The 11130-nt window shown below is 67.0% G+C and carries 9 protein-coding genes and 1 pseudogene; 7 read left to right on the top strand and 3 right to left on the bottom strand.

Features of this window, described 5'->3' with window-relative positions:
* The 4 genes from uraH to xdhC all read left to right on the top strand — a co-directional run.
* The coding region (gene uraH, locus WC493_RS19180; protein WP_373067466.1) for a hydroxyisourate hydrolase at positions 1 to 244 on the top strand (244 nt) is incomplete at its 5' end.
* A 1-nt stretch (position 245) separates the two neighbouring features.
* The gene (gene xdhA / locus WC493_RS19175) at positions 246 to 1733 is read left to right on the top strand and encodes a xanthine dehydrogenase small subunit (RefSeq protein ID WP_373067463.1); all 1488 of its coding nucleotides are present in this window, start codon (positions 246 to 248) and stop codon (positions 1731 to 1733) included.
* Entirely contained in the window at positions 1726 to 4029 is a 2304-nt protein-coding gene (gene xdhB / locus WC493_RS19170) for a xanthine dehydrogenase molybdopterin binding subunit (protein ID WP_373067461.1), read from the top strand. Before xdhA ends, xdhB begins: the two co-directional genes overlap by 8 nt.
* Positions 4026 to 4826, top strand: a complete 801-nt coding sequence (xdhC, locus tag WC493_RS19165; protein ID WP_373067459.1) for a xanthine dehydrogenase accessory protein XdhC — start codon at positions 4026 to 4028, stop codon at positions 4824 to 4826. Before xdhB ends, xdhC begins: the two co-directional genes overlap by 4 nt.
* Here the strand turns inward: xdhC and WC493_RS19160 are convergent.
* Positions 4808 to 5740: a LysR family transcriptional regulator gene (locus WC493_RS19160; RefSeq protein WP_373067456.1), complete on the bottom strand. Its 933-nt coding sequence runs from the start codon at positions 5738 to 5740 to the stop codon at positions 4808 to 4810. The two genes, xdhC and WC493_RS19160, sit on opposite strands and share 19 nt — an antisense overlap.
* 130 nt (positions 5741 to 5870) lie before the next feature.
* On the opposite strand from WC493_RS19160, the gene WC493_RS19155 reads away from it, so the two are divergent.
* From WC493_RS19155 to WC493_RS19145, 3 genes are all read left to right on the top strand, one after another.
* Positions 5871 to 7097, top strand: a complete 1227-nt coding sequence (locus tag WC493_RS19155; protein WP_373067454.1) for a urate hydroxylase PuuD — start codon at positions 5871 to 5873, stop codon at positions 7095 to 7097.
* Between the two features lie 18 nt (positions 7098 to 7115).
* Positions 7116 to 8537, top strand: a complete 1422-nt coding sequence (locus tag WC493_RS19150; RefSeq protein WP_373067451.1) for a nucleobase:cation symporter-2 family protein — start codon at positions 7116 to 7118, stop codon at positions 8535 to 8537.
* A gap of 338 nt (positions 8538 to 8875) precedes the next feature.
* Complete coding sequence (locus WC493_RS19145) at positions 8876 to 9763, top strand: hypothetical protein (RefSeq protein WP_373067449.1); 888 nt, start codon at positions 8876 to 8878, stop codon at positions 9761 to 9763.
* A 36-nt stretch (positions 9764 to 9799) separates the two neighbouring features.
* Here WC493_RS19145 and purU read toward each other — a convergent pair whose 3' ends face one another.
* On the bottom strand, positions 9800 to 10663 hold the full coding sequence (purU, locus tag WC493_RS19140) for a formyltetrahydrofolate deformylase (RefSeq protein WP_373067447.1): 864 nt from the start codon (positions 10661 to 10663) through the stop codon (positions 9800 to 9802).
* A gap of 188 nt (positions 10664 to 10851) precedes the next feature.
* Positions 10852 to 11130 (bottom strand): annotated as a pseudogene (locus WC493_RS19135) (type III glutamate--ammonia ligase); the annotation flags it as partial.

The following is an 11130-nucleotide window of genomic DNA, read 5'->3' as shown; positions in this document are numbered from 1 at the left end:
CGTCACCACCAACGCCGACGGGCGGAGCGACCAGCCCCTGCTGGCCGGCGCCGATTTCACCGCCGGCACCTATCAGCTCGATTTCCACATCGGCGACTATTTCCGCGCGCGCGGCGTCAGCCTGCCGGAACCCGCCTTCCTCGACCTGGTGCCGATCCGCTTCGGCATCGCCGACGAGGCGGCACATTACCATGTGCCCCTGCTCGCCTCGCCCTACAGTTTCTCGACCTATCGGGGGAGCTGAGATGGCGACCCGTTCCACCCTCCGCTTCCTGCTGGGCGACCAGCCGCGCGCGCTGACCACGGTCGATCCGACCGGCACCGTGCTCGACTATCTCCGCCTCGCGGAGCATCGCACCGGCACCAAGGAAGGCTGCGCCGAGGGCGACTGCGGTGCCTGTACGGTCGTGGTGGCGCGCCCGGGGGACGACGGCGCGCTGACCTATCAGGCGGTCAACGCCTGCATCCAGCCGCTCGGCACGCTCGACGGCGCCCAGCTCATCACGGTCGAGGACCTGGCCCCCGCCCCCACCTGCCTGCACAAGGTGCAGCAGGCCATGGTGGAGACCCACGGCGCCCAATGCGGCTTCTGCACGCCGGGCTTCGTCATGTCGCTCTTCGCCATGAGCAAATCGGGCTTCGGGCCGGAGACGGACGACCAGGCGATCGACGAAGTGCTGGCCGGCAACCTGTGCCGCTGCACCGGCTATGCCCCGATCGCCCGCGCCGCCCGGAAGATCGTGGACGATGCCACGCCCGACCGTTTCGACGCCGCCGCGGCCGAGACGCTGGCAACCCTGCAATCGCTCGACGACGGTGCCGACCTCGTGCTCGGCCTCGGTGACGGGCGGCAGTTCTTCGCTCCCGCCTCCGCCGACGCCCTGGCCGCGGTGATGGAACGATATCCGGCCGCCACCATCGTCGCCGGGGCAACCGATGTCGGCCTGTGGCTCACCAAGCACCTGCGGCGGCCCGATCCCCTGGTCTGGCTCGGCCGGGCGCGCGACCTCGCCAGGATCACCGAAACACCCGCCTCGATCGACATCGGTGCCGGCGTCACCTATAGCGAGGCGCTCGCCCTGCTGGGCTGGACCTGGCCCGATTTCGGTTCGACCGTGCGGCGCATCGGCTCGACCCAGATCCGCAACGCCGGCACGATCGGCGGCAATGTGGCCAACGGCTCGCCGATCGGCGACACGCCGCCCATGCTGATCGCCCTCGGCGCCAAATTGCGCCTGCGCAAGGGTGCGGTAACGCGCGAAATCCCGATCGAGGATTTCTTCGTCGATTACGGCAAGCAGGACCGCGCGCCGGGCGAATTCGTCGCCGAAATCTCTATCCCGCGGCCGGTGCCGGGCCAGATCTTCAAGGCCTACAAGCTCTCGAAGCGGTTCGACCAGGATATTTCGGCGGTCATGGGCGCCTTCTGCCTGACCATCGAAGACAGCACGGTGACCACGGCGCGGATCGCCTATGGCGGCATGGCCGGCACCCCGAAGCGAAGCCCGAAGGCCGAAGCGGCGCTGGTCGGCCAGCCGCTTTCCGAAGCCTCGGTCGCTGCTGCCATGGCAGGCGTGGCGGCGGATTTCACGCCCTTGACCGACATGCGGGCGAGTGCCGCCTATCGCCTGACGGTGGCGCAGAACATGCTGCGCCGCCTGCTGGTCGAAGTCACCGACAACGGCGCAGAAACGCGGCTGTGGGACAAGCGGGGAGTGGCGCAGAATGTCTGACATGGCCGTCCACCGCAGCACCACCCACGACAGCGCCGCCCGCCATGTCAGCGGCAGCGCCCTCTATGTCGACGACGTGCCGGACCTGCCGGGCACCCTGCATCTCGCCTTCGGCCTCGCGGAACGCGCCCATGCCAGGGTGCTGGCGCTCGACATCTCCGCCGTCGCGGCGGCCCCCGGCGTGGTCGCCGTACTGACCGGGGCGGATATTCCGGACGGCATCGACATCAGCCCGGTCCACGCCCATGACGAACCGCTGCTGGCCCGGGACGAAGTGCTGTTCTACGGCCATCCGCTCTTCGTCGTCGCGGCCGAGACGCGGGACGCCGCCCGCCGCGCCGCCCGACTGGCCAAGGTCACATACGAGGACCTGCCCTTTGCCGCCGACATCGAGGCGGCGCGGCCGCTCGGCGCCCTGGTCTGCACGCCGATGACGCTGAACCGGGGCGAGGCCGCGGCAGCCCTCGCCACCGCCCCCCGCACCCTCGAAGGCCGGGTCGTGGTCGGCGGGCAGGAGCATTTCTATCTGGAGAGCCAGATCGCCTTGGCGATCCCCGGCGAAGGCGACGAGATCCGCATCCTCTGCTCGACCCAGCACCCGACCGAGATCCAGCACATGGTCTCGGAAACCCTCGGCGTGCCGCTCCATTGCATCACGGTCGAGATGCGGCGCATGGGCGGCGGCTTCGGCGGCAAGGAGACCAGCGGCAACGTCTTCGCCTGCCTGGCCGCGATGATGGCCCGCAAGACCGGGCGCCCGGCCAAATTCCGCCCCGACCGTGACGACGACATGGTGGTGACCGGCAAGCGCCACGATTTCGCCATCGACTACAAGGTGGGCTTCGACGACGAAGGCCATGTGCTGGGCATCGAAGGCCTGTTCGCCGCGCGCTGCGGCTATTCGGCCGATCTTTCCGGCCCGATCACGGACCGCGCCCTGTTCCATGCCGACAATGCCTATTACTACCCGGCGTGCCGCTTCACCTCGCTGCCGCTGAAGACCAACACGGTCTCCAACGTCGCCTTCCGCGGCTTCGGCGGGCCGCAGGGTGTCGCGATGGCCGAGCGGGTGATGGACGAGATCGCCTATGCCCTGGCGCTCGACCCGCTCGAGGTGCGCAAGCGCAATCTCTATGGTTACGAGACGCGCAACGTCACCCCCTATCACCAGACGATCGAAGACAATGTGGCGCCCCGCATCATCGAAGAGCTTGAGGCGAAATGCGACTATGCCGCCCGCAAGGCCGCCCTTCGTGAGGCCAATGCGAAGAGCCCGGTGATCAAGCGAGGTATCGCCCTGACCCCGGTCAAATTCGGCATTTCCTTCACCGCGACCCAATACAACCAGGCCGGCGCCCTGGTGCATGTCTATACCGACGGTTCGATCATGCTGAACCACGGCGGCACCGAGATGGGCCAGGGCCTGCACGTCAAGGTGGCCCAGGTGGTGGCGAGCGAATTCGGCCTTTCCGTCGATGCCGTCCGCATCACCGCGACCGATACCTCGAAGGTACCGAACACTTCGGCCACCGCAGCCTCCTCCGGCTCGGACCTGAACGGCATGGCGGCGCAATCGGCGGCGCGCCAGATCCGGGACAGGCTCACCGCCTTCGCCGCCGAACGCTGGCAGGTCCCGGCCGCGAGTGTCCGCTTCGCCGGCGGCATGGTGGAGATCGGGGCGGAGGTGCTGAGCTTCGCCGATTTCGTGCAGCGCGCCTACAATGCGCGCGTCCAGCTCTCCGCCTCGGGCTTCTACAAGACGCCCAAGATCCATTGGGACCGGGCGGCGGGGCGCGGCCGGCCCTTCTACTATTTCGCCTATGGCGCCGCCTGTTCCGAGGTCGCGGTCGACACGCTGACCGGCGAATATCGCGTAACCCGCGTCGACATATTGCACGATGTCGGCAAGTCGCTGAACCCGGCGATCGACATCGGCCAGGTCGAGGGCGGCTTCGTCCAGGGCATGGGCTGGCTGACCACCGAGGAATTGTGGTGGGACGGCAAGGGCAGGCTGCGCACCCATGCGCCCTCGACCTACAAGATCCCGGCCTGTGGCGACCGGCCGATGCATTTCGAGGTCGCCCTGCTCGCCGCCCAGGAGAATGCCGAGCCGACCGTCTTCCGCTCCAAGGCGGTGGGCGAACCGCCCTTCATGCTGGGCTTTTCCGTGCTCCACGCCCTGTCGGACGCGATCGCTTCGCTGGCCGACTATCGCCTGTGCCCCGGGCTCGACGCACCGGCGACGCCGGAACGGGTGCTGAGCACCATCACTGCCCTGAAAGCGCGGGCGGGATGAGCGAGAGACTGGCCCCCATCGCCCGCCGGCTGGCGGCGGCGGGGGTCCCGGCCGTCCTGGTCACGGTGCGCGAGGCGCGCGGCTCCACGCCCCGGGACGCCGGCACCCGCATGCTGGTCGACGAGGCGGCGATCCACGGCACCATCGGCGGCGGGCGTCTGGAATGGGCGGCGATCGCCCGCGCACGTGCCATGATGGCCTCGGGCGATACCCAGGCGATCATGAGCCTGCCCCTCGGCCCCGCGGTCGGGCAATGCTGCGGCGGCCATATCGTGCTCGCCCTGATCGCGCTCAATCCGACCGTGATCGACCGCCTGGCGGCCGACGAGGCGGCGGAGGCGGCCGGGCTGCCGACCGTGCTCATGTTCGGCGCCGGCCATGTCGGCATGGCCCTGGTCGACGCGCTGCAACTCCTGCCCGTCCGGGTCGCCTGGTACGACCAGCGGCGCGAGGCGCCGGAACAGGCCTCAAGCGAGGATCCGCTGGCGGCGATCGAGGCGGCGCCACCGGGCGCTGCCGTGGTGGTCGCGACCCACGACCATCCGCTCGATTTCGCGATCACCGAGGCGGCCCTGTTGCGGCCCGATTTCGCCTATATCGGCATGATCGGCTCGGGCACCAAGAAGGCGCGCTTCGGCCGGGGCTTCCTCGCCCATGGCCATGATGCCGCCCTGCTCGAGCGCCTGACCTGCCCGATCGGCGGTGCCACCGTGCGCGACAAGCGGCCGGCGGTGATCGCCGCCCTGGTCGCCGCCGAACTGCTGACCGTCCTCCTGGCTCAGGCAGCGGACGACTGAGCGCCTGTGCCGAGTGCCGCCTGGATCGCGGCGGCCCCTCGGTCGATCATGAAATCGGCGAAAGCCCTGGTCTTGGCCGCGACCAGGCGACGGTGGGGATAGACCACCGAGACGGAGATGGGCGGCGGCGGGAAATCCGGCAGCACGGGGACCAGCCGCCCCTCGCGCAGGTAATCAGCCACTTCCCACAGCGGCTTCATCACGATGCCGTGCCCGCGAAGGGCGAATTCGGTCAGGATCTCGCCGAAATCGGCATCCACCGGGCCTGAGACCGCCAAGGTCACCGGCCCGTCGGGCGAGGACAGGACCCAGCGCACCGGCCGCGCCCCCGGCAGGCGCAGGATCAGGCAGGCGTGCTTCAGCAGGTCGGCCGGCTCCGCCGGTTCGCCATGGCGGGCGAGATAGTCCGGCGCGGCACAGACGACCTGCGGGCAATCGGCGATGCGCCGGGCGATCAGGCTCGAATCCGCCAGGTTGCCCATGCGGATCGCGACATCCATGCCCTCGGCCAGGAGGTCGATGACATGGTCGGAAAGGCGGAGCTGGACCGAAACCTCGGGATGGGCTTCGCGGAAATCGGGCAGCAAAGGCGCCAGAAACTGCCGCCCGAAGCCGAGCGGCGCCGTGATGCGAAGCGTGCCGCGCGGCAGGCGTCCGGCATCGGCCACCGTCGCTTCCGCCCGCTCCAAGGTCGCCAGCACGTCCTGGCAGGCTTCATAGAAGGCGGAGCCATGCTCGGTCGGGCGGACGCGGCGGGTGGTGCGGTTCAACAAGCGCACCCCCAGGTGGGATTCGAGCTGCTGCAGCCGGTGGCTGACCACGGCGGGCGACAGGCGCATGTGGCGGCCGGCAGCGGACAGGCTGCCGAGTTCCAGCACCCGCACGAAGACCCTTATGTTCTCGATCAGCGCCAAGAGCGGCCCCTCCATTCTTCGCGAAAATTTGAAGGTCCTGTCGCAGTGAAAGGCTTTTCTTTGCGCAACGCAACTGTAGCAATATTGCAGCGCAAGAGAACTGGCGCGGGGTGCAGGGGCGGAGGTCGGAATGGATCCGATTGTGTGGGAGTGGATCGGCGCCGGCATTCGCTGGCTCCACGTCATCGCCGGGATCGCCTGGATCGGCTCCTCCTTCTATTTCGTGCACCTCGATTCCAGCCTGAAACCGCGGGAAGGCCTGCCCGCCGGCGCCTATGGCGAAGCCTGGCAGGTGCATGGCGGCGGCTTCTACCACATGGTCAAATTCCTGGTGGCGCCCGCGCATATGCCGGAAGAACTGACCTGGTTCAAATGGGAAGCCTATGCCACCTGGCTCTCCGGCGTCGCCCTGCTGATCTTCGTCTATTATTTCGGCGCCCAGCTCTATCTGATCGACAAAGCCGTGCTCGATCTTTCGACCTGGCAGGCGATCGGCCTCAGCGTCTTGGCCCTGATCCTCGGCTGGGTGATCTACGACGGTCTGTGCCGTTCGCCCATCGGCCGGCACGACGGGCTGCTCGCCCTGGTCGGCTTCGGCTTCGTGGTCGGCACCACTTTCCTCTTCACCGAGATGTTCTCGTCGCGCGGCGCCTTCATGCAGGCCGGCGCCCTGATGGGCACGATCATGGCGGCCAATGTCTTCATGATCATCATCCCGAACCAGCGGAAAGTGGTGGCGGCCCTGATGCGGGGCGAGGCGCCGGATCCGGCGCTGGGCAAGCGCGGCAAGCAGCGCTCGATGCACAACAATTACATCACGCTGCCCGTCGTCTTCGTGATGATCTCGAACCATTACCCGCTCGCTTACGGCGGCTCTCTGAACTGGCTGATCCTGGCCTTCCTGATCGTCATGGGCGTGGCCATCCGGCATTTCTTCAACACCATGCACAAGGGCCTGCCGGCGCCCTGGTGGACCTGGTGGGTGGCGGGCGTCTGCGCCCTGATCATCGTGGCGCTCAGCCGGGCGACGCCGGCCGACCCGGCCGCGACTTCCGGCCTGATCCCCGCCCCGGCCGCCGCCGCGGCCCCGGTCGCCCTTGCCGAGGCGGCCGACATCGTGGCCGGGCGGTGTTCCATGTGCCATGCCAAGGAACCCGTCTGGGAAGGCATCACGGTACCGCCCAAGGGCGTCCTCCTGGACAGCCCGGAGGCGATCGCCGCCCATGCCTCGCAGATCTATATCGCCGCGGTTTGGACCCATGCCATGCCGCCGGCCAACATCACCGAAATGACGCTGGAGGAACGCAGGACCTTGGCCCGCTGGATCGAAGACCGCGGGCAGACAGCCGCCAATTGAAGCCGAGGTGACCCGCCGATGACCGCCACCGTCCATCCCGTCGACGAGCGCCTGCCGGCGCCCCGTCTCCTCACCCTCGGCCTTCAGCACGTCCTGGTGATGTATGCCGGCGCCGTCGCCGTGCCGCTGATCATCGGCCGCGCCCTGAAGCTCTCGCCCGAGCAGGTTTCGGCCCTGATCAATGCCGATCTCTTCGCCTGCGGCGTCGCCACCCTGATCCAGTCCCTCGGCCTGCCGGGGATCGGCATCCGCCTGCCGGTGATGATGGGCGTCACCTTCGCCTCGGTCGGCCCCATGCTGGCGATGGCGAACGACCCGAGCCTCGGCCTGCTCGGCATCTATGGCGCGGTCATCGTTGCGGGCGTCTTCGGCCTCCTGGTGGCGCCCTTCGTCTCGCGCCTGCTGCGCTTTTTCCCGCCCGTGGTGACGGGCACCATCATTCTGGTGATCGGCATCAGCCTGATGCGGGTCGGCATCAATTGGGCTGGCGGCGGCCTGCCCACCCTGAAGGCCATGGCCGAGCGCATGGTGAACGACGCGCCGGTGAAGGAACTGGGCGATTTCGCCAATCCCGGCTACGGCCAGCCCGGCGGCCTCGCCCTCGCCCTCTTCGTCCTCGTCGTCATCCTGTGCCTGACCAAATGGGGCAAGGGGTTCCTGCGCAATGTCGCGGTGCTGATCGGCATCGTGGTCGGCGGTGCGATCGCCTCGCTCGCCGGGCTGATGAATTTCGACAAGGTCGCGGCCGCCCCCTGGTTCGACGTCGTGCTGCCCTTCGCCTTCGGCACGCCCAGCTTCGACCTCGTTTCCAGCCTGACCATGTGCCTCGTCATGATCGTCGTGATGATCGAGTCGACCGGCATGTTCCTGGCGCTCGGCGAGATCACGGGCAAGTCGGTGGACCGCGCCGCCCTGACCAAGGGGCTCAGGGCCGACGGCCTCGGCACCCTGATCGGCGGCATCTTCAACACCTTCCCCTATACGTCCTTCTCCCAGAATGTCGGCCTCGTGGGTGTCACCGGGGTGCGCAGCCGCTTCGTCACCGCGGCGGGCGGCGCCATCATGATCGCCCTCGGCCTGGTGCCCAAACTGGCCGCCTTGGTCGAGGCAGTGCCCCAGGTCGTGTTGGGCGGCGCCGGCATCGTGATGTTCGGCATGGTGGCGGCGACCGGCGTCCGCATCCTGTCCCAGGTCGATTTCAAGAGCCGGCCGAACAACCAGTTCGTGGTCGCCATCTCGGTCGGCTTCGGCATGATCCCGCTGGTCGCCCCCAATTTCTTCAAGCAGTTGCCCCACGGCCTGCACCCGCTGCTCGAGTCCGGCATCCTGCTCGCCGCCCTCGTCGCGATCCTGCTCAACCTCTTCTTCAACGGGCTCGGCAAAGCTGAAGAGGCGGAGGCGGAAGCCGCCGCCGGAGCCGCCGCCAGCGAACACGTCTGAGATCGCCGGTGCCTTCCGGCGCCGGCACTTTTCATCCCAAGTGAAATGTATGCAAATACGGCAATATGCCTATATTTTGCACATTTTTTGGAAATGAGCGTCCGGAGAAATCCGAAGAGAAATTATCGCGTCCTATTTTTCCTTTATTAAACAATGAATTAGCGAAGATGCACGAGCGCCTGCAGAAGTGGCACAATCATTGAAACTGAATTGACAAATTGTGCGAGGACGCCCGGCAAGAGGCGTCGAACTAGGGGAAGACGGCTAGGTGGCACAGGGATCGCCGCCGGCAATCGCGCCGGCGGAAGCAGAGGCAAACCTACGCAAGGAGTGGTGCAATGGGGGTGCGTGAACTTTCCAAAGGCGGCCTTCGCCGCCTGATTTCAGGGGCGGCCGTGGCAGCGGCGGCCCTGATCGGCACAGCGGGTGCCGCCTCGGCCGAGGGCTTGTTCCAGTGGAGCGACACTTTCGTCGGCTTGCGCTATGGCGCCGGCTTCCAGGAGCCGGCCAATACTGCCGACGTCGAGAAGATCATCGGCCAGTTCCAGCATGTCTCGGGCTGGAAATACGGCACGAATTTCATCAACGTCGATCTGCTCTATGACCTCTACAAGGACGACGAGTCCGACCACGGCCCCGATGCGCGGCAGAACAAGGAAATCTATGCGGTCTTCCGCGAGACCTTGAGCTCGTCGAAGATCTTCGGCACGACCTATGGCGGCTTCATCCGCGACATCGGCCTGACCTTCGGCGGCGACCTCTCCTACAAGGACGATCAGTTCAACGCCAGGGTGCGAAAATTCGTGATCGGGCCGAGCATCAGCTTCGACGTGCCGGGCTTCTGGAATCTGGGCATCCTGCTGGGCACCGAGCACAACCACAACGGAATCGTGGGCAAGGGGGTCGAATTCGACCCGACCTGGCGCATCGAAACGGCCTGGGGCATTCCCCTGCCGCTCGACATCGCGACGCCGGTGACCTTCAAGGGCTTCATGAACATCATCGGCCCGAAGGGCAAGGATGGTTTCGGCAACGACACCACGACCGAAGTCCTGCTCGAAACCGCGCTGATGTTCGACGTCGGCGCGCCGATGAACCTGCCGAAGACCGTCTACATCGGCTTCGGCTATCAGTGGTGGAAGAACAAATTCGGCAACGATCCGAAATTCACCACGCCCGGCACCGAGGCGAGCGTGCCGGAATTCGTCGCCGAAGTGCACTTCTGATATTTCGGGGCCGGCCCGCCGGCCCCGATCACGGCCTCAGTGGCGGAAGACCACGGTCTTCCGCCCGTTGAGCAGGACCCGGTCTTCGAGATGGGCGGCGATCGCCCGCGACAGCACCCGGCGTTCGATGTCGCGGCCCTTGGCGACCAAGTCGTCCGGGCTGTCCTGATGGCTGATCCGCTCCACGTCCTGTTCGATGATTGGGCCTTCGTCGAGGTCCGAGGTGACGTAATGCGCCGTCGCCCCGATCAGCTTGACGCCCCTCGCATGGGCCTGGTGATAGGGCTTGGCGCCCTTGAAGCCCGGCAGGAAGGAATGGTGGATATTGATGCAGCGGCCCGAAAGCTTTGCAGCGAGCCCGTCCGACAGGATCTGCATGTAACGCGCCAGGACCACCAGTTCCGCCTGGCTGTCGCGCACCAGGGCCCAGATCGCCGCCTCCTGCTCGAGCTTGGTGGTCTTGGTCACCGGCAGGTGGTGGAAGGGAATGCCGTCGAAATCGAGATGGGTGAAAGTCTCGATCGGGTGGTTCGAGACGATGCCGACGATCTCCATCGGCAGACCGCCGGCCCGCCAGCGGTAGAGGATGTCGGCCAGGCAGTGATCCGAATTGGAGACCAGGATCATCACCTTGCGGCGCTCGCCCTTGGGCCGCAGCGTCCAATCCATGGCGAAATCCGCGGCGATCGCGGCGAAGCCCTTGCGAAATCCCTCGATCGTCGCCCCCTCGCCCACCAGGGCGAAGACGACGCGCATGAAGAAGCGGCCTGTTTCGGTATCGTCGAACTGATGGGCTTCCAGGATGTTGCCGCCATTCTCGAACAGATAGGTCGAGACCCGGGCGACGATGCCCGGGCGGTCGGGGCAGGACAGGGTCAGAATCGCTTCGGTATCGGGCATCGCACACCACTCGCCATCGGCACGTCCGGCCAAAGAGCCTGACGGCGCCGGAAGGTCAAGCCCCGGCGCCGGTGAAAATTGCCGCGACCGGCGCGGCTTCCGGCCAGAAAAAACCGATTTGCCGGCAGACACCGGCTGACCGGCGTCATCGGGGCGACGCCGGGGACGGCCTTGCATGTCACGCGCCCTCAGCAGTCGAGGGTGGTGTCGCGTTCCCACTGGGTCAGGTGGTGGGCGTAGGCGTTCCAGTCGTCGTGTTTCAGCTTGAGATAGCTGTCGACGAAGGCATCGCCCAGCCCCGCCCGCAGGACCTTCGACGTCTCGAGCACGCGCAGCGCGTCGAGCAGGTTGAGCGGCAATTTCTGCGCCCCCTTCAGCTTGTGGCCGTCGACATACATGTTGATGTCGAGGCGCTTGCCGGGATCGCGCTGCTGCGCGATGCCGTCGAGCCCGGCGACCAGCACGGC

This window comes from Zavarzinia sp. (assembly GCF_041650655.1).
Classification (GTDB): Bacteria; Pseudomonadota; Alphaproteobacteria; order Zavarziniales; family Zavarziniaceae; genus Zavarzinia.
The sequence above is the reverse complement of the archived record's forward strand: the minus strand, read 5'-3'. Positions and strand labels throughout refer to the sequence as shown.